This window comes from Marinomonas aquiplantarum, assembly GCF_003314975.1.
Classification (GTDB): Bacteria; Pseudomonadota; Gammaproteobacteria; order Pseudomonadales; family Marinomonadaceae; genus Marinomonas; species Marinomonas aquiplantarum.
Window position 1 is genome coordinate 130657 of the sequence record NZ_QNRF01000002.1, and the last position, 17076, is coordinate 147732.

The 17076-nt window shown below is 44.8% G+C and carries 19 protein-coding genes; 8 read left to right on the plus strand and 11 right to left on the minus strand.

Annotated features, from left to right (window positions below):
- The first annotated feature begins 58 nt into the window (after window positions 1-58).
- Window positions 59-502 (plus strand): GNAT family N-acetyltransferase, encoded by a 444-nt coding sequence (locus DFP76_RS03965; protein WP_113873375.1) that lies wholly within the window; start codon window positions 59-61, stop codon window positions 500-502.
- Here the strand turns inward: DFP76_RS03965 and DFP76_RS03970 are convergent, their stop codons facing one another.
- Both DFP76_RS03970 and DFP76_RS03975 read right to left on the minus strand, forming a co-directional pair.
- The gene (locus tag DFP76_RS03970; RefSeq protein ID WP_113873376.1) at window positions 503-766 is read right to left on the minus strand and encodes a DUF3820 family protein; all 264 of its coding nucleotides are present in this window, start codon (window positions 764-766) and stop codon (window positions 503-505) included. It abuts the gene before it with no gap.
- 30 nt (window positions 767-796) lie between these two features.
- Window positions 797-1702, minus strand: coding sequence for a LysR family transcriptional regulator (locus tag DFP76_RS03975; protein WP_113873377.1), 906 nt, complete (start codon window positions 1700-1702; stop codon window positions 797-799).
- A 186-nt stretch (window positions 1703-1888) separates the two neighbouring features.
- On the opposite strand from DFP76_RS03975, the gene DFP76_RS03980 reads away from it, so the two are divergent.
- The 3 genes from DFP76_RS03980 to DFP76_RS03990 all read left to right on the plus strand — a co-directional run bounded on the left by DFP76_RS03980 (window position 1889) and on the right by DFP76_RS03990 (window position 4901).
- Entirely contained in the window at window positions 1889-3007 is a 1119-nt protein-coding gene (locus tag DFP76_RS03980; protein ID WP_113873378.1) for an S-(hydroxymethyl)glutathione dehydrogenase/class III alcohol dehydrogenase, read from the plus strand.
- Between the two features lie 77 nt (window positions 3008-3084).
- The gene (gene fghA, locus DFP76_RS03985) at window positions 3085-3918 is read left to right on the plus strand and encodes an S-formylglutathione hydrolase (RefSeq protein WP_113873379.1); all 834 of its coding nucleotides are present in this window, start codon (window positions 3085-3087) and stop codon (window positions 3916-3918) included.
- A 149-nt stretch (window positions 3919-4067) separates the two neighbouring features.
- A complete protein-coding gene (locus DFP76_RS03990) occupies window positions 4068-4901 on the plus strand; it encodes an SDR family NAD(P)-dependent oxidoreductase (RefSeq protein WP_113873715.1) in 834 nt (277 codons plus the stop codon).
- Between the two features lie 16 nt (window positions 4902-4917).
- Here DFP76_RS03990 and DFP76_RS03995 read toward each other — a convergent pair whose 3' ends face one another.
- Both DFP76_RS03995 and DFP76_RS04000 read right to left on the minus strand, forming a co-directional pair.
- Window positions 4918-5931, minus strand: a complete 1014-nt coding sequence (locus DFP76_RS03995) for an alpha/beta hydrolase (RefSeq protein WP_113873380.1) — start codon at window positions 5929-5931, stop codon at window positions 4918-4920.
- Between the two features lie 44 nt (window positions 5932-5975).
- Entirely contained in the window at window positions 5976-6263 is a 288-nt protein-coding gene (locus tag DFP76_RS04000) for an HlyU family transcriptional regulator (RefSeq protein ID WP_113873381.1), read from the minus strand.
- Between the two features lie 130 nt (window positions 6264-6393).
- On the opposite strand from DFP76_RS04000, the gene DFP76_RS04005 reads away from it, so the two are divergent.
- Window positions 6394-6618 (plus strand): VF530 family protein, encoded by a 225-nt coding sequence (locus tag DFP76_RS04005; RefSeq protein WP_113873382.1) that lies wholly within the window; start codon window positions 6394-6396, stop codon window positions 6616-6618.
- A 4-nt stretch (window positions 6619-6622) separates the two neighbouring features.
- On the opposite strand, the gene DFP76_RS04010 is transcribed toward DFP76_RS04005, so the two are convergent.
- From DFP76_RS04010 to DFP76_RS04020, 3 genes are all read right to left on the minus strand, one after another.
- Complete coding sequence (locus DFP76_RS04010) at window positions 6623-7669, minus strand: GGDEF domain-containing protein (protein ID WP_113873383.1); 1047 nt, start codon at window positions 7667-7669, stop codon at window positions 6623-6625.
- 79 nt (window positions 7670-7748) lie between these two features.
- The gene (locus DFP76_RS04015) at window positions 7749-8225 is read right to left on the minus strand and encodes a LabA-like NYN domain-containing protein (protein ID WP_113873384.1); all 477 of its coding nucleotides are present in this window, start codon (window positions 8223-8225) and stop codon (window positions 7749-7751) included.
- A 41-nt stretch (window positions 8226-8266) separates the two neighbouring features.
- On the minus strand, window positions 8267-9187 hold the full coding sequence (locus DFP76_RS04020; protein ID WP_147084171.1) for a hypothetical protein: 921 nt from the start codon (window positions 9185-9187) through the stop codon (window positions 8267-8269).
- Window positions 9188-9401: 214 nt separating this feature from the next.
- Between DFP76_RS04020 and DFP76_RS04025 the strand changes: the two genes are divergently transcribed.
- On the plus strand, window positions 9402-10685 hold the full coding sequence (locus DFP76_RS04025; RefSeq protein WP_245931867.1) for a ribonuclease J: 1284 nt from the start codon (window positions 9402-9404) through the stop codon (window positions 10683-10685).
- Here DFP76_RS04025 and epmB read toward each other — a convergent pair.
- Window positions 10682-11701 (minus strand): EF-P beta-lysylation protein EpmB, encoded by a 1020-nt coding sequence (epmB, locus tag DFP76_RS04030; protein ID WP_113873717.1) that lies wholly within the window; start codon window positions 11699-11701, stop codon window positions 10682-10684. The genes DFP76_RS04025 and epmB overlap by 4 nt on opposite strands.
- 194 nt (window positions 11702-11895) lie before the next feature.
- Between epmB and efp the strand changes: the two genes are divergently transcribed.
- Entirely contained in the window at window positions 11896-12471 is a 576-nt protein-coding gene (gene efp / locus DFP76_RS04035) for an elongation factor P (protein WP_113873386.1), read from the plus strand.
- A 67-nt stretch (window positions 12472-12538) separates the two neighbouring features.
- Here efp and DFP76_RS04040 read toward each other — a convergent pair whose 3' ends face one another.
- The 3 genes from DFP76_RS04040 to DFP76_RS04050 form a co-directional block, all read right to left on the minus strand.
- A complete protein-coding gene (locus tag DFP76_RS04040) occupies window positions 12539-14140 on the minus strand; it encodes a GMC family oxidoreductase (RefSeq protein ID WP_113873387.1) in 1602 nt (533 codons plus the stop codon).
- Window positions 14141-14266: 126 nt separating this feature from the next.
- Window positions 14267-15259, minus strand: coding sequence for an NADP-dependent oxidoreductase (locus DFP76_RS04045; protein ID WP_113873388.1), 993 nt, complete (start codon window positions 15257-15259; stop codon window positions 14267-14269).
- Window positions 15260-15325: 66 nt separating this feature from the next.
- On the minus strand, window positions 15326-16240 hold the full coding sequence (locus DFP76_RS04050; RefSeq protein ID WP_113873389.1) for a LysR family transcriptional regulator: 915 nt from the start codon (window positions 16238-16240) through the stop codon (window positions 15326-15328).
- Between the two features lie 118 nt (window positions 16241-16358).
- On the opposite strand from DFP76_RS04050, the gene DFP76_RS04055 reads away from it, so the two are divergent.
- On the plus strand, window positions 16359-17024 hold the full coding sequence (locus DFP76_RS04055) for an FMN-dependent NADH-azoreductase (protein ID WP_113873390.1): 666 nt from the start codon (window positions 16359-16361) through the stop codon (window positions 17022-17024).
- The last annotated feature ends 52 nt before the right edge of the window (window positions 17025-17076 follow it).

Genomic DNA, 17076 nt, shown 5'->3' on the forward strand with positions numbered 1-17076 from the left:
AGCAAATTCTGTACCTTTCTACCACCTTGGTAAAGAATAAATGACGGATAAGAGGACGATGTTTGTGTTAGTTGAATTACGGCTTGCGACAATGGAAGACTCAGACTTGTTGCTGGAATGGCGCAATGATGTGGCCACTCGACAAGCCTCTTTGTCTTCTGCGAAAGTTATCAAAGAGGCCCATTTAACTTGGTTACAGGCTTCATTGCATAACAATGACCGTTGTTTGTGGATGGCTCAATTAAATGATTGTGCGGTGGGGAGTTGTCGGGCTGATCGTCAACAAGAAGGCTGGTTGTTGTCCTGGACAATAGCGCCAGACATGCGAGGTAAAGGCTTGGCTTATCCTATGGTGCTGGCCATGCTAAAGACCCTGACAGGCCCGTTCTTTGTCCAGATCAAAAGCGACAATCTAGCGTCTGTTAAGGTCGCTGAAAAGGCGGGTTTTACCTGCCAAGAGGTAAAGGATGAAGTGTTGTATTTTGTTCGCGAAGTGGATTAATTAATCATCAAAGCGAATACGTACTTTGGGTTCGTCTGCCTGAGTTTGCTTGGGCAAACGTAACGGTTCGACTAACTTTTCCAGCCCGTTGATCTTGATTTCTAAGCAAAGCTGTAACCAAGTTCCTAGATTGCCATTTGGCCAACCTTCATGGGCAAACCATAATAAATAAGCTTCCGGCAGATCGATTAAGGTGCGTCCCTGATATTTGCCAAAGGGCATGGTTTGGCGGGCGACTTGGATTAGATCTTCTTGTGCAAACATAGCAAACTCTCAAGCAATTTTGCGGCCTATTTAATCATAGGCCTGCGCTGGTTTAAATGGCGCATTATCTTTAAAGCAGTGGATTAAATAATCGCAAATGGCTTTTAGTTTTGGAGAAGGGTGCTGGACTTTTGGGTACACCAACCAAACGCCACTGTAAGGGTATTGATATTGCGATAATAAGGGTACAAGTCGACCAGAATCGAATTCTTCTTGCACGTAATAATCAGGCAACTGAGCAATCCCTAACCCTTTTTTTACCGCATCTAACAGGGCTAAACCCGAGTTGCTACGCCATTGGCTACTGATTTTAACTTCTTTTCGTTGGCCATTTTGTTGAAACAACCAGTGATTTTTAGAGCCAATCAAACACTTATGTTTACTGAGCTCAGATAAGGTGTGCGGGATACCATATTGATCAATGTATTCACGAGAAGCGCACAAGTATTCTTTGCGATCACAAAGTCGTCTTGACAGTAGACTAGAGTCTTTCATCGCGCCCATACGGATGGCCAGATCGTAGTTCTCTTCAATCAAATCCACGGCGCGGTTAGTAAGGTGCAGGTCCAGTTCGATTTTTGGGTGGGTCGTTAAAAAGTCGTTCATGACGGGGGCTATGTATCGTTCACCAAAGGTAGTAGCGCAAGTCATTTTGAAGCTACCTATTGGCGCTTGGTTTAATGAAGAAATGACTTCTTCAGCGCTAGTGAGGGCGGCGGGTAAGTCACGACAATGTTGATAATACAATTCACCCGCTTCACTTAAGCGAATGCGTCGTGTGGTGCGAAACAAGAGTGTGCAGCCAAGCTCGGATTCCAGTTGCGTTACTAAGCGACTGATGTGAGAAGCCGAGACACTTAATTTGATAGCGGCAGCCGAAAAACTGCCTTGTCGAACGACTTCCACAAAGGCTTCCATTGCTTCCCAGTTTTTCATGATGGCACTCTCGATTGGTCTAATTGAAGTGTTATATTATAACTATATTAGAGTATATTGAAATTATTGTTGCTATATAACAATAATAATTTGCCAATATGAGCATTATCGTCTGAATGATTTACGACTACACTCCTCTTACTTGATGTAGAAAGTATCGAATTCAAACTGATTTTGGAGTACACAATGAAATGTAAAGCAGCAGTTGCTTGGGGACCAGGCCAGCCGTTAAAAATTGAGGAAGTAGATGTACAGGACCCACAGGCGGGCGAAGTATTAGTTCGCATGGTGGCAACGGGTGTTTGTCACACTGATGCCTTTACCTTGTCTGGCGAAGACCCAGAAGGCATTTTCCCAGCGATCTTAGGTCATGAAGGCGCGGGTGTTGTTGAAGCCGTTGGCGAAGGTGTGACAACTCTAAAAGTGGGCGATCATGTTATCCCACTGTACACAGCAGAATGTGGCGAGTGTAAGTTCTGTAAATCAGGCAAAACCAACCTTTGCCAAGCGGTTCGTGAAACACAAGGCAAGGGTCTTATGCCAGATGGCACGAGCCGTTTCAGCATTAATGGCGAACCTATTTTCCATTACATGGGCACCTCAACTTTTTCTGAGTACAGTGTGGTTCCTGAAATTTCTTTGGCAAAAATCCATGTTGATGCGCCATTAGAAAAAGTTTGCTTGCTAGGTTGCGGTATTACCACGGGTATCGGTGCCGTTCTCAACACAGCGAAAGTGGAAAAAGGCGATACCGTTGCTATCTTTGGTCTTGGCGGCATTGGTCTGTCATGTATCCAAGGTGCTCGTATGGCGGGGGCTTCTCGCATTATTGCTATCGATATCAACGAATCTAAGTTTGAAATGGCGGAACAATTTGGTGCGACAGATTGTGTTAATCCGAAAAACTTCGACAAGTCTATCCAAGAAGTCATCGTGGAAATGACCGACGGTGGTGTGGATTATTCGTTTGAGTGTATCGGCAACGTACAAGTCATGCGTTCTGCGCTTGAGTGCTGCCATAAAGGTTGGGGCGAGTCTATTATCATTGGTGTGGCCGGGGCTGGACAAGAAATCTCTACCCGTCCGTTCCAATTGGTCACGGGTCGAGTCTGGAAAGGTTCTGCTTTTGGTGGTGTAAAAGGTCGCAGCCAATTACCTGGCTACGTAGAAGATTACATGAACGGCAAGATCGAAATTGACCCGTTTGTGACACACACTATGTCACTTGAGCAGATCAACGAAGCGTTTGACTTGATGCATAAAGGCGAGAGTATTCGTACCGTCATTCTTTTTGACCAAAAGTAATCGCTAAGATCAGTTGAACCAATCCCGTTAGCCATTTGCTGTGTAACAAGCAAATGGCTAACGTTAAGGAGAAGAGTATGGAATTGCTATCCAGTACCAAAAGCTTTGGCGGTTGGCTAAAGCGTTACAAACATGAGAGTTTGTCCGTTAAGGGCGACATGACGTTTGCGATTTATCTTCCCCCTCAAGCAGAAAATCAATCAGTGCCCGTTTTGTATTGGTTATCAGGTTTAACCTGTACCGATGAAAACTTTACTCAAAAAGCCGGTGCATTTCGCAAAGCAGCGGAACTGGGGCTTGCTATTGTGTGTCCAGATACCAGCCCTCGTGGCACGGATTACCCAGGCGAACACGACAGCTACGACTTTGGCTCAGCAGCGGGCTTTTACTTGAATGCGACGGTCGCGCCGTATTCGAACACGTACCACATGTACGACTACGTAGTGCAAGAACTGCCGCATTTGGTGGAAGCGAACTTTCCGGTCACGGACAAGCGTTCTATTTCAGGTCATTCTATGGGCGGTCACGGAGCCTTGATTTGTGCGTTGAAAAATCCAGGGCATTATCAATCTGTCTCCGCGTTTGCGCCGATTGTCAATCCAACGGATTGCCCGTGGGGTGAAAAAGCCTTTACAGGGTATTTAGGGGAAGACAAAAGTACTTGGCAGGAGTGGGATGCGAGTTTACTGATCGCCAACGCCAAAGAGCGCTTGCCATTGCTGGTGGACCAAGGGGAAGCCGATAACTTTCTTGTCGAACAGCTGAAACCTGAAGCCTTAGAGGCCGCATGTGAAGCCGTAGGTCACCCACTGACCTTACGTCGTCAGCCAGGGTATGATCACAGCTATTTTTTCATCGCTAGCTTCATCGATGAACATCTAGAGCATCATGCTAAGGCATTAGAACTTTAGATTGAGTTTTTGAACCCTAAAAAGCGAGCTAAGGCTCGCTTTTTTTGTTTGCTTTTCCGTTCACTTCTCGCCGTGACTTTCCTCTGACATTTGTTACTATGCTAGCTCATTTGTATTTTGGTTAAAGGCGATGACACACCATGAATAGCATGCAATATTCTGTTTTGATTACGGGCTGTTCCAGCGGTATTGGATTGGAAGCTGTGCGTATGCTGCAACAGCGAAATTTTTTGGTGGTGGCCAGCTGTCGCCAACTAAAGGATGTGGAAGCATTAAAGTCGCAGGGGATTGAGCATGTGGTGCAGTTAGACTTGGCAGATCCTGCGTCTATTGAGGCTGGCCTTGCTGCGACCTTAGAGATTACCGGTGGGCACTTGTTTGCTTTATTTAATAACGGGGCTTATGGGCAACCTGGAGCGGTGGAAGATTTGCCAGTCGCAGCTCTACGAACACAATTTGAAGCGAATGTGTTTGGTACGCATGATTTGACCACTCGAGTAATTAAGCTGATGTTGGCTCAGGGTTATGGTCGTATTGTCCAAAACAGTTCCGTACTCGGCATGGTTGCTGCGCCGTTCCGTGGCGCTTATAACGCCAGTAAGTTTGCTTTAGAAGGGCTGACGGATACCTTGCGAATGGAGCTGCACGATACGCCATTAAAAGTCAGTCTGATTGAGCCAGGTCCAATAGAAAGTCGTTTTCGTGCGAATGCTTTGCAAGCGTTAAAAGACAACATTGATATCGAGGCTAGTCGTCACCAGCAGGGTTATCAAGAAGCCATTGCTCGTTTGAGTAAGGAAGGCGTGACATCATCACAAACTCTGCCAGCCAGTGCCGTAGTGAAAAAGCTGATTCATGCGCTGGAATCGCCGCATCCGAAAGCGCGTTATTATGTGACCACACCAACTTATGCTGCCGCTTTGATGAAACGTGTTTTGCCGACTGTTCTGCTGGATTGGGTGATGCGTCGTCAAGGCAGCTAATCTGTCTCGGTGCTGCTTACTTTGTGGTGGTAAGTTGCGCCAACCAATTGTCCATGGCCTGTAGATATTCCTCTCTCGCTGTTTCATGAGATAAGTACAAATCATGGAAGCCTTTATCAATCACCACTTCTGTTAGGTTGGTAAAGCTTTTTTCAGCGGCTTGCTTCATGCTGTCTACGTCCAACACGCCATCGCCTTGTTGCGTTTCGACAACGCTGTCTTTACCAATGGTACTGATTTTAGAGTGACAAAACAGAGTCGGAATACTCAGACTTTGTTGCGCTAAGTTACGTTGTGCCAGAATAATTTCTCTTAGCCAGTGAAAGGACAAATTAAAGCCTTCAGCGGGTTTCCAATCGAGTCGATAATCCCATTCTCCGCCAAAACGACAGTGTAAGGTCGTGGCATACGTGGTGATTTTCTTAGCTCGTAAATAAGAGAAAGGTAATGCCGAAACCAAAATACGGATCGGCCAACTAATGCGATTTAGTACAGCGGGTGGAAATGGCAGGGCCAGAAAAGGGCTGTTTAGCATTAAGCCAATCACTTCAGGGAATGGCATTTGGTAATGACTCTCTCGCTCTGGTAAAGCATAGGGGTGGGCTAGATAGGTGGAGACCACCAGACCACCTGTTGAGTGAGCCAAAATCACGACTTGCTCAACGCCATCTTGTTTCATGGTTGCTAAAGCGATGTCCAAATCTTGACTGTATTGCTCTACCGAGTCACACCAGTTCGGGGGAGTAGAAGGGCGTATAGAGCGACCATAACCTTGTAAGTCTACCGCATAAAAGCGGTACCCTTGGTCAACAAAGTGTTGTGCTAAACCAGCCTGAAAAAAATAATCCGTGTAGCCATGCACATACAAGATCGCTTTGCTGGCCTGTTGGTTCCCCAAGTGATGAATCAAGGTGGTGTGAACCTGTGTTTTTGGGCCAGCGAAAGCGAAGGTTCGGTAATAGAAGTCCGCGCCCAATTGATCTTCGCCTTGATTTAGTAAACGCCAAGCTTGTCCTAATGGTGCGCTCATGAGGGACTTCTCTTTTGTGTTGTTAAGTATTTGTTAAAAAAATATTAGTTGAACAGGTTTTTGCCTAACTGATCTATCGTTAGTTTGGCTTTACGCACAGTGATTTCAATGCACTCATCACGGTTTGGCATGAGGTCTGAACGAATAAAGTTATGCACCTTTTGTTCTTCTCCTTCCCCTAACGTGATAGTGGCGGCCACGCGATATTGGCCCCCATCTTTCATTGGCGCGGGAAGGATTTGGTAACCATTGTACTCAATGGCGTCTGCGGCTTTTTCTGCTGGCGCTTCACCGCCCGAAAATAGTCCTTTCAGACCAGATAAAATACCCATTGCTTGCTTCTCCTAATTGTTATGGTGGTTATTCTTCGGGGAATTGTCCCATTAGTCAAATACCGATTGTCGGTTGTGTCTCAATCTTAGGTGAAATTCCGTTATACTCTTGGTTGGTTTAAACAAGGTGATGAAATTGAAAGAGACACAAGACAACAACCCTCTTCACGGAGTGACATTAGAGAAAATAGTAACCGATCTTCATGCTCATTTTGGATGGGAAGAATTGGCTTTTTTAGTGAACATTAACTGCTTTAAAAAAGACCCATCGGTCAAGTCGAGCTTAAAGTTTTTACGTCGTACGCCTTGGGCACGTGATAAGGTCGAGACGCTTTATATCAACACATTTCACTAGAGGATTAATTGATTTCATCCGCTAGTTCGCTGTGGTGTACCAGATTACGCCCTTTATGTTTTGCTGAGTAAAGGTTTTTGTCGGCCGCTTTAAGGAATTTTCTAAACGAGTGGCCTTGTTGTAATTTGGCGATACCAATGCTGACGGTAATTTTGATTTGATGTTGGCTGGCTCGAAACACGCTGTTTTCCACGCGTGCACGTATGTTTTCTGCAAAATCATAGGCTTGAGTAGCAGAGGCATCTTTTAAAATAATGAGGAATTCCTCCCCGCCAATGCGGTACACATTGTCTTTATCTGCATAAAACTGCAGTAATTCAGATAATTCAATGAGTACCTGATCACCAACCTCATGACCACATTTATCATTCACGGTTTTGAAAAAATCAATGTCAACGACGAGCAGTCGTGTCGCCCATTCGGTATCAATGTAAAGCGTTTGTGTTTCGCGGTTAAAGTGATCAAAGAAGAGCTTTAAAGCGTGGCGATTTTTGGCACCAGTCAGTGGGTCTTCAAACGCCATTTTTGCCAGTAATTGATTGTTTTTTGTCTGTTGTAATTCATAGAGATAGCAAACGCCGTAGATCATGAAATAGGCCAGCACAAAGTTGAGAATGGAGCGGTATTGAATAAAACTGTCAGTGTCTGATCGGTAATAAATAATAAAGATGGCAGGAAAAGACGCCAAAATGGTGTAGCAAAGTCCCGCTTTTGCACCACCGAGTAAACAGAAAATAGCCGGTAATAGAATAAGCCAGTAGATGGAGCCTGCTCTTAAGTCAGCGAAAGCAAAGGCCAGAATAGCCGTACTACAAAGCGTGATAATAAACACATGTCGATGCCATGCTTTACTTTTGTTGTGATAAGACACCCAGAAGAAATAAAAATTAAGCGCAGCAAGTGCCACTTGAAAGCTGCCTAAGGTTCTCTGCTCTAACATAAAGGTATTGAGCAAGCAGAAAAACAGAATAATGATGCCTGTACTTAAGCTCAGCCATTTGTGAAGCGTATTACGAGTCGCGTTAAATATTGAGTTGGTAACAGGGCTCATTTATCTACATCTCAAAGAAAAACAAGGACGATCAAGTTTAAGCTTCATATTCTCTCTTAAAAGACTAGATGAGTTTTACTTATTTAAGTAACAAATTGTTATCTATTGGCGTGAAGTGGGTTGCGGCTTGGATTAAAGACTGAGCGGTAAGTGCTTCAACACCATACACTTCGACTCTTGTGTGATGCTTTTCCGTCAGTGTCTTTGCTAATAAGTCAAAATCGCCATCGCCAGAGGCCAGTACTAACACATCTGAGTGGATACCGTATTCAAGGGCATCAATCGTAATGCCAACGTCCCAATCGCCTTTCGCGGAACCATCTGAGCGTTGAATAAAAGGTTTTAGCTTCACTTCAAAACCTATGGCACGCAAAATATTTTGAAATTGACGTTGTTTTTCATCCCCTCGATCAATGGCATACGCGATGGCTTTGACCACATTTCTACCGGCCGTTATTTCTCGCCAAAATGCATTGTAATCAAAGGAGCGGCCAAAGCTGTGGCGAGTGGTGTAATAAATATTTTGAACGTCGACTAAGATGGTCACGTTTTGCATTGCAAGCTCCTGTATGGCCCGATTGGTAAGTTAAGCCGCTGTCAGTTAGCTGGCAAGGTGACCTTTAATTTGGCCTGTTGTGCCAACATCTTTTGCTCTGCGATCAAAGCCAATTGCTTTAAATTCATCGCAGTATTGGGTGAAAACGTTAGCGATAGCGTTGCTGGTTCTAATAAATATTGGTCGAGTGTTCGTGCCAGATTGAGAGCATCTAGACTGTCCTCTGGAGCAAGCTTGAGTTGATCTATTATCTGACTAAGTTTGAGCATTCGCCACTCATTTGAATGCTGTGACCAATCATTAAAAAGGTGTTCAGCGAGTCCGGTATCTTGGTAAGAGACACTCAGCTGCTCAATATTTAGCCGTTCACCGTAGAGATATAAAATGGCTTCGGGCTGGCCTAATGCAACGGACGCTAACAAGTCAGTACGAAGATCTACTAATGAAAGGTCCTGTTTTGACAGTTGTGTGTGGCTGATGACGTTTAGCTTGCCCGCGTCTTTGATGTCTAAATACAGATGAGACTCTAGAGTGTCACCGTCTAGTGTTGACTGAAAAGAGCCTTTGCCTAAAACGTGCTTGAGACCTGCTTGTCGAAATAAGGTCGCCGTCTCCCGTGAGAGCTGATTGACAGGCGTCTCTTTTATCCAAAAATCCACATCCAAATTCGGTTGTTTGAATAGGTAAGAGTTGAACGAAATACGAGCGAAATTAAGCCAAGGCGCAGAGTTAGGACCAAAGCGAACGTTTTCCAGTGACGGCGTTAGTGTAAATGGGTCAAGATGCACTGAGTCATATTTGATAAGGGTTTGCAGTCCCGCGGTGGTAATGCGTTGTTGGATTTTTTCTTCGGCGTATTCCGCGCCAAATTTTTGGATTAAGTACAGAGCAAAAATAACGACACAGGCTGCAAGAATTAAAAAAGAGACCGCCTTTGCCATCTTGGCTATAAAATTATTCAAACGTATTTTCCATCGTGATGTTTAGGTTAATTAGCGCAACATAATCCCAACAAGATATGTTGCCAGACAGGCTGTGATCTTATCGGAAAGTACGTAGTATAGGAAAGGTATAGCTCACCATTCTAAGTTAACTGAGGAGGTTAATATCCGTCATTTAGTACCATCGCCACAGGATTTATGGTTTTTACCTTTAGGTGGCACAGGCGAAATCGGTATGAACATGAATCTTTATGGGCATGACGGCCAATGGTTGATGGTAGATTGCGGTGTGTCTTTTAATGAACCTTTATCGTCTCAAGATGCACTGACATCCGAAGTGGTTAGCGCGGATCCTAGCTTTATCAGTGAACAAAAAGAGCGTTTAGCCGGTATGGTGATTACTCATGCACATGAAGATCATGTCGGTGCGGTGCCTTATTTATGGCGGCGTTTTAAATGTCCTGTCTACACGACGCGTTTTACCGCTGAAGTCTTGCGCCGTAAATTGGCTCAAGTTGGTTTAGAGCAAGATGTGCCAATCATCATTGTCGATGATGGTGAGAGTAAACGGATTGGTCCATTTCAGGTCACTTGGTTGGCTTTAACCCACTCTATGCCTGACGCTTTTTCAGTGACCATTGATACGCCAGCCGGACGAGTGTTTCATACTGGTGATTGGAAAATCGACAAACAACCTGTGGTTGGAGAAGGCTTTGTGCCCAGTCGCTTTAGTGCGTTAGCGAAGCAAAACATGCTCGCCATGGTGTGCGATTCAACCAATGCCCTGCAAGCGGGTCATTCCCTTTCTGAAAGCGACTGTTATCGAGGTTTGTTGGCGGCGATCAAAGGCGAAAAAAATCGCGTTGTCGTTGGCTGTTTTAGCAGTAATCTGGCGCGCTTGGTGTCGCTCGGGCGAGTGGCACAAGAAACGGGACGCTACTTAGCGTTAATCGGCCGCTCTTTACTGAATATGGTCAGCATTGCTCGTACCACCGGTCATTGGCCTGAGGATTTGCCTTTAATCGACGCCGCGCACATTGGTTACTTACCTCGTGATGAGGTGTTGGCGGTGGCGACCGGCAGTCAAGGCGAGCCGCGAGCAACCTTAAACCGTTTGGCCGCAAATAACTGTTTTGACTTGACGCTGGAGGCCGGTGATCTAGTGCTGTTTTCCGCCATGATGATTCCGGGTAATGAAAACGACATTATGCGTTTGGTGAGTCAATTTAAAGGGCAAAAGATTCGCACCTTACAACAGCAAGATACGGATCTGGCGATTCATGTGAGTGGTCACCCTTATCAGGATGAATTGCGACAACTGTATTCTTGGGTGCAGCCAGAAATCGCCATTCCTGTTCATGGGGAGGCGGCGCACTTAGCGGCTAATGCCGAGGTAGCCAAAGCCAGTCATGTACCAAGACAGCTGGTTGGGCAAAATGGCGACCTGTATCAACTTGCGCCGAATGTTACCGTGATACGCCAAGCCGTAAAAACCGCCAGAATTGCTTTGCAGCGTTAGTTGGATTCAAAGATTGGAGCAAACACCGTTTTGGCGGTTTTGCCGGGAATTTCTTTGGCGAGTCTTGGTACCAAATAACCAGGCAGTTCTGCGGCCACTTTGCCCATGAGTTGCTGAGCCGCTTCAACGGAAAGGTCGAAATGTGCCGCGCCCGCAACAGGGTCGAGTGTAAACAGGTAATAGGGTAGAATACCAGCTGCGAAAACCGCTTCGCTTAACGCCACTTGTGCTGGGACCGTATCGTTAATGCCTTTAAGCAGCACGCCTTGATTTAACAAAGTGACGCCAACTTTTTTGAGCTTAAAGGCCGCCGCCATTACTTCTTGATCAACTTCATTAGCATGATTAATGTGCCACACCATAACAATGTCTAAACGGCTTTTAGAAAAGCTGGTGAGCAAAGCATCGCTAATACGAGCAGGGATGACCACAGGAAGACGAGAGTGAATGCGTAAGCGTTTGATTTGCGGTAAGGCTTCTAACTTAAGTAGCTTATCCGCCAGTAAGGCATCCTTCATCATCAGTGGGTCACCACCGCTTAAAATGACTTCATTGACCTCAGGATGAGTTTCTAGGTAGTCGATAACACTCTGCCACTCGGCTTGTGCTAATTGGTTGTCTCCATAAGGAAAATGGCGACGAAAACAATAGCGACAATTCACCGCACAGGTGCCAGTGGTAATGACCAGCAGACGGCGTTTGTATTTATGGACAATGGCTTTTTGCGGAGTGTGGTCCGCTTCTTCTAATGGATCTGCCGTATAGCCAGGAACCATCTGCATTTCGTGTGGGCTAGGCAGGATTTGCTTCAATAAGGGGTCGTCTGGGTTGCCATATTCGATGCGTGATAAATAAGGACGAGGCGCTAACAGACGAAAACTTTGGTGTGCTGCCATGCCTTCGGGAATCAAGTCTTTTGGTAATCTTAGATGGTCAACGAGCTCAGGCAAAGAAGTAATCGCTTGAGTTAGGTGTTCGGACCAAGTTAGCGTCTGTTCAGTTTGAATTGGTATCACGTCAAATATCTGCAAAATTGAGTTAATTTAGGTTATGATTGCGCCAACGAATTTCGGCCAATGAGGCCTTTGGCTCATAAAGATCTCTGCAAACGCTATTTTATACCGAATGACATAAAAACGTTTGCAGAGATCTTAGACTGACATGATACGCCAGTCAGAGCTTTTTCTCTAAACATATACGGTGAGGATGTATGGCTAATATTTCTACCAGCGACATGCGCGGCGGCACAAAAGTAATGGTTGATGGCGATCCATGTGCGGTTTTAGATAACGAACACGTAAAACCAGGTAAAGGCCAAGCCTTTAACCGTTTAAAGTTGCGTAACCTGAAAACCGGTCGTGTTTGGGAGCGTACCTTTAAGTCTGGCGATACTTTGGAAGCAGCTGATGTAATGGATACCGATATGGAATACCTTTACACAGATGGTGAGTTCTGGCATTTCATGGCGGTTGACGGTTCGTTTGAGCAACACGCAGCAGATGAAAATGCCATTGCCGATACGAAGAATTGGTTGAAGGAACAAGAAAAATACGTTGTGACTTTATACAATGGTGCACCACTAGCGGTTACACCGCCTAACTTCATTGAGTTAGAAGTGGTAGAAACGGATCCAGGTGTAAAAGGTGATACCGCAAACGGTGGTTCTAAACCAGCTTTCTTAACCACAGGCGCCATGGTTCGCGTGCCTCTTTTCATCAATATTGGTGAAGTGTTGCGTGTGGATACTCGTACGGGTGAATACGTTTCACGTGCGACTGGCAAATAAGTCAGGTTCGCTAGAAAGATTCTAAAAAAGGGAAGCCGTGGCTTCCCTTTTTTATGTCTGCTTTTTATTAAAGGCTCTCAGCCTGACTTGTCATTATGTGCTGCGCTGCTTTGTTCGCAATCGCCAAAGTGGGTGCTGTGGTGTTGCCGCTGACCAAAGTAGGCATGATGGAGGCATCAACCACGCGGAGCTTATCGATGCCGATCACTTTCAGGTTTTCATCGACAACAGACATATCATCTTGGCCCATTTTGCAGGTGCCAACTGGGTGATAAATGCTTTCCGCGTGTTGTCGTATGTAGTCTATCTTTTCTGCTTCTGTCAGTATTTTCTTAGCTGGTCGCCAGGCCTGTTTAGAAAAAGCCTGTAAGCCTGGTTGTAGTAAAATCTCATTGGCGCAATCGAATGCTCTTAGCATGCCCTGCATGTCTTCTTCAGCGGATAAATAATTAGCTTCAATTCTGGGGGCATCGAAAGGGGAGCTGGAATGCAAACCAATATGACCACGACTGGCTGGACGCAGTAAGCAAGCCCTTAGGGTGTAACCAAAGTATCGAGTGGTGGGCCATAAATTTAGACCGTGATCCACTTCAACCGCAGGCAAAAAATGCAGCTGTACATCGGGTCTGGAGTTGTCTTGTTGCGTGGCGACAAAGGCACCGGCTTCGGCCATGTTCGACGCTAGCAAACCTCGACGCTTGGTGTATTGCATCACCGCCTTAATGCCTTGTGGTAAAAAGCTTGGGTGAAAGGAAATGCTAGAGCGGGTTTTGTCTAAGTGAATCAAACTGATGTCTAAATGGTCTTGTAAATTCTGACCGACTCCTGCCAGTTCATGTTCTACTTTAATGCCGTGAGTCGTTAATTCGTGACTCGCACCAATACCGGATAACATGAGGATTTGCGGACTGTGAATGGCACCAGCGGATAAAAGAATTTCTTTATCCGCTTTGAGAAAATGCGACTTACCGTCCTTGCGATACAAAACGCCTGTGGCGGTCTTATCGTGTAGCTGAATCTTTTCAACTTGCGCTTGCGAGATGATGGTTAAGTTCTTTCTGTGTTTGGCTTTATTAAGAAAAGCGTGAGCCGCGCTGCAGCGTTGACCTCGATTTTGCATCACATCATAAAAACCTGCGCCCAATTGCTTGGCACCATTGAAATCAGCGTTAAGGGGTAAACTGTATTCTTGGCAGGCGTCGACAAAAGCTTGTGAAAGCGGGTGCTGGTGTCGAAGTGCTTGTACTTGTAATTCGCCATCGCTTCCATGCCAAGTGTTTTCGCCTCTATGATAATGCTCAGTGGCTTTGAAATGAGGTAATAAGCTGGCGTAATCCCATCCTTCAGCACCTTGTCTTTGCCAATCATCATAATCTTCGGCTTGGCCGCGGGTGTAACACATGGCATTGATGGCAGAACTACCACCTAAGCCTTTGCCTCTGGGCCAAAATAACTGTCGATTGTTTAATTCAGGTTCGGCTTTGGTGCGTAATGCCCAATTAAATTTGCGGCTACGCATTAAACCAATAATGCCGGCGGGAATGGTGACTAAGGGGTGGTTATTTGAACCGCCTGCTTCCAGAAGGGTGACTTGCCATTGCGGGTTTTGAGACAAGCGTTCGGCTAACAAGCAGCCTGCCGCACCGCCGCCAATGATGATGTAATCCATATAAAGCACTCGTTTTGTTATTGGTATCGCGCTAATGAATTGATGTTACCTTATGTTTGTTCATGACAGAACCAATAAAAAAAGGGAAACCATTTTGGTTTCCCTTTCCCATGTGAGAGCAAAATACTACAGCTCTACAATCAACTTACCTTGGTTTTTGCCTTCAAACAGCATGTTAATACCGCTGGTGGCATTTTCTAAACCTTTTAAGGTGTGAGCTCGATATTTCAACTCCCCTTTCGTTAGCATGCCGCCCAATGCTTGTCCGTATTCTGGAATACGATGGAAATGATCCGGCATAGTGAAGCCTTGGATAGTCAATCGACGCTTGATAATGCTTACCCAGCTTGGTCCTGGAGCCGGCTCAGCTTTCTGATAATCAGCAATCAAACCACATACTGCAATACGACCGTGTGGGTTCATGCGATCAAAAATTGGCCCTTGCGCTGTGCCACCGGTATTTTCAAAAAACAGATCAATACCATTGGGCGTGGCATTGTGTAACTGTTCAACAAAGTCTGCGTCTTTATAATTAATGGCGTGATCAAAGCCCAGCTCACTGGTTAGCCACTGGCACTTTTCATCCGAACCGGCCACACCAATTACGGTCAGGCCTTTATTTTTCGCCATTTGTCCTACCAAAGAACCAACTGAACCTGCCGCTGCGGTGACGATAAGCGTCTGACCTGCTTCCGGTTTTAATACTTCAAATACACCGTGGTAGGCAGTGATGCCTGGCAGAGCGATCACAGATAAAATGGCTTCGGCGGGTAATTCTTTCGGGATCTGGTTAAGGTTGTCGCCATTGCTTAGTGCATATTCGGTCAAGCCCATAAGCCCCATTACACGGCTGCCAACGGGGAATTTATCGTTTTCAGAGGCAACGACTTCACCGATACCGCTAGCGCGCATGGTGTCGCCTAATTTCACTGGCGGAATATAGCTGTTTTCATCAGGGCTCATCCAGCCACGCATGGCAGGGTCTAGTGATAAATGTGTTAGTTTTACCAACACTTCACCTTCTGAAGGCTGAGGTATTGCTTGCGTGACCATGTCAAACAAGTCTTCGGTGATTTCAAGCTCAGGGCGTTTCACGAGCTTAATAGCGCGGTAAGACATAGAACATTCTCCTTTATAAATATGCCGAATAGTTTAGCTTAAATGAATGGACTAAATGGTCAATTTTTATGGAGTGAATGTGGTGTTATATTTTAATTGTGCCATTTCTAACATCCATTTCTTGAACGCATTGACTGAAGATAAGTGCGCGACTCTTTGAGGAATGACTAAATAGTAATCCTGTCCTTGGATTTGAAAAAAATAATCTTCTTTACCACACATAAGCCAGTGGTTTTTGAGTGAGTGTTCTGCTGCTACTTGGCCTAATAAAGCGATACCTTGTCCTGATAAGGCTGCTTGTATTGTGAAGTTTTCATCATTGAAGTACTGGATTTTGGCGCGAGGGAAGGTACTAAGTAACTGCTCATTAAAGTCTAGAGGCGCTAATGTCGGATTTTTCCATTGAGTCGCGAAAAACTGTATTGGTGGTTTTTCTTCAAGGCATGTTTGCCAGTAACTTGGAGTGGCATATAGAGAAAAGGACTCAGTAAATAAGGCGTGGCTTTTTAATGTGCTTTTGTGAGAAAGCACAGAAGAGTCTCCATATCGAATAACGACATCAATGCGACGATCATTTTCTATATCGACTATTTCATCTTCGCCCTGTATTTGGATATTGATACCTGGGTTAAGTGATTGAAACAGATTTAAATTTGGAACTAACCATTTCGCTGCAAAGGAGTTTGTTGTGCTGACTGTCAAATTATTGGGGGATTTCTTTAAGGCATTAATTTTTGTTAGTAACCCGTGTAGTGATTGATACGCGGTGTTTGCGAGTATTTTGCCTTCCGGTGTTAGAATGACTTTTCTGGTTCTACGTTCAAAAAGCTTGATATTCAGCTTGTCTTCAAGTGCTCGAATTTGATGAGAGACGGCTGTTAGTGTGACATTTAATTCTACGGCAGCAGCTTTAAAACTGCCAAGCCGTGCAGACGCTTCAAAAGCTCGAATACTCTTGAGAGAGGGTAACTTCTGAAACACGAGATTGTCCTTTATAGATGAATTAAAGTTATTTGTAGAAAAAATCTAATCGTTTGTCATATGCAATGTATGAATGAAAACTGTCCTCTGAGAATTATGAAATAACAGAGGTGTTTTAATGAATAATATACTGCATATTGACTCTAGTGTCCGCTTTGCTGAAGGTGAATCTTCGAGTCATACATCCATTTCCAAATCTTTAGGTCAACATTTTATACAAACATGGATGAAAAAAAACAATTTAACAAAGGTAGTGTATCGAGACTTGGCCAATAATCCGCCTGAGTTTATTTCAATGGATTGGCTGGCGGCTGCGTTTACCGAAAAAGGGGGATGTTCGGAGTGGCAAAAGAGAGTGCTTGAGCAGTCAGATTTGTATTATGAAGAAGTAAAACAGGCTGATTTGATTTTGATAACCGCGCCCATGCATAACTACGGCATGCCTGCTGTTCTAAAGGCTTGGTTTGATCAGGTCTTACGGTTAAACCATACCTTTACCTTCGATCTTAAAAGAGGGGACTTTCCGATTGAGCTTATGTTGTTTGGAAAAGTGTTGGTATTACTAACTTCAACGGGTGAGTTTGGCTTTCAAGTCGGTGGGGTTAGGGAAGAAATGAATCATCTCGGCCCTCATGTAAAACTGCTTGGACGTTATTTAGGGGCAGAGTCTTTTTATGAAATAGGTTCTGAGTTTCAAGAATTTAAAGATGTAAGGCATCAACATTCGATTGCGAACGCAAGAATACAAATAGAAAGCCTAGTAACTGATTTATTAAGACCGTAAAGCAAAAAATTCGACTTCTCATGTGAGAAGTCGAATTTTATTTTTTTGACTT

What these genes read in the sequence shown, in the direction of transcription:
- DFP76_RS03995 (WP_113873380.1), bottom strand. Translation starts at nt 5,931, where the DNA reads ATGAGCGCACCATTAGGACAAGCTTGGCGTTTACTAAATCAAGGCGAA.
- DFP76_RS04015 (WP_113873384.1), bottom strand. Translation starts at nt 8,225, where the DNA reads ATGCAAAACGTGACCATCTTAGTCGACGTTCAAAATATTTATTACACC.
- DFP76_RS04025 (WP_245931867.1), top strand. Translation starts at nt 9,402, where the DNA reads ATGAACATGAATCTTTATGGGCATGACGGCCAATGGTTGATGGTAGAT.
- DFP76_RS03980 (WP_113873378.1), top strand. Translation starts at nt 1,889, where the DNA reads ATGAAATGTAAAGCAGCAGTTGCTTGGGGACCAGGCCAGCCGTTAAAA.
- fghA (WP_113873379.1), top strand. Translation starts at nt 3,085, where the DNA reads ATGGAATTGCTATCCAGTACCAAAAGCTTTGGCGGTTGGCTAAAGCGT.
- DFP76_RS04005 (WP_113873382.1), top strand. Translation starts at nt 6,394, where the DNA reads ATGAAATTGAAAGAGACACAAGACAACAACCCTCTTCACGGAGTGACA.
- DFP76_RS04000 (WP_113873381.1), bottom strand. Translation starts at nt 6,263, where the DNA reads ATGGGTATTTTATCTGGTCTGAAAGGACTATTTTCGGGCGGTGAAGCG.
- DFP76_RS04055 (WP_113873390.1), top strand. Translation starts at nt 16,359, where the DNA reads ATGAATAATATACTGCATATTGACTCTAGTGTCCGCTTTGCTGAAGGT.
- efp (WP_113873386.1), top strand. Translation starts at nt 11,896, where the DNA reads ATGGCTAATATTTCTACCAGCGACATGCGCGGCGGCACAAAAGTAATG.
- DFP76_RS03965 (WP_113873375.1), top strand. Translation starts at nt 59, where the DNA reads ATGTTTGTGTTAGTTGAATTACGGCTTGCGACAATGGAAGACTCAGAC.
- DFP76_RS04040 (WP_113873387.1), bottom strand. Translation starts at nt 14,140, where the DNA reads ATGGATTACATCATCATTGGCGGCGGTGCGGCAGGCTGCTTGTTAGCC.
- DFP76_RS04010 (WP_113873383.1), bottom strand. Translation starts at nt 7,669, where the DNA reads ATGAGCCCTGTTACCAACTCAATATTTAACGCGACTCGTAATACGCTT.
- DFP76_RS03975 (WP_113873377.1), bottom strand. Translation starts at nt 1,702, where the DNA reads ATGAAAAACTGGGAAGCAATGGAAGCCTTTGTGGAAGTCGTTCGACAA.
- DFP76_RS04045 (WP_113873388.1), bottom strand. Translation starts at nt 15,259, where the DNA reads ATGTCTTACCGCGCTATTAAGCTCGTGAAACGCCCTGAGCTTGAAATC.
- DFP76_RS03990 (WP_113873715.1), top strand. Translation starts at nt 4,068, where the DNA reads ATGCAATATTCTGTTTTGATTACGGGCTGTTCCAGCGGTATTGGATTG.
- DFP76_RS03970 (WP_113873376.1), bottom strand. Translation starts at nt 766, where the DNA reads ATGTTTGCACAAGAAGATCTAATCCAAGTCGCCCGCCAAACCATGCCC.